Origin of the sequence: Streptomyces adelaidensis (genome assembly GCF_016598475.1) — a bacterium.
Lineage (GTDB): Bacteria > Actinomycetota > Actinomycetes > Streptomycetales > Streptomycetaceae > Streptomyces > Streptomyces adelaidensis.
In genome coordinates this window covers 1-231 of record NZ_JAEMUX010000342.1, presented here as the reverse complement: position 1 = coordinate 231, position 231 = coordinate 1, and the positions used below count along the sequence as shown (strand labels likewise).

Below are 231 nucleotides of genomic sequence, written 5' to 3'. Positions count from 1 at the left end.
CCGCGCCGGGCGAGCGCCCACTGATCATGGGTGGCCTTCGTGACCGACCCCGCCCACCGCGAGGACGACTCCCCGGTGAGGGCGCGCTTGCGCCCGGCCCACCGCTCGCTGTCGTGCTCCAGCCCGGCCACGCAGCGGGCCTTCAGATCACGCGAGGCGAGCGTACCGAGCAGATCACCGACCAGACGCAGCACCTTCTCGTCCCCGGCGCTCAGCTGCTTGAGCCGGTCC

At 73.2% G+C, this 231-nt stretch carries 1 pseudogene; it reads right to left on the bottom strand.

Annotated elements, in window-relative coordinates:
* Nucleotides 1–231: pseudogene (locus I8N67_RS42135) on the bottom strand (IS200/IS605 family accessory protein TnpB-related protein); the annotation flags it as partial.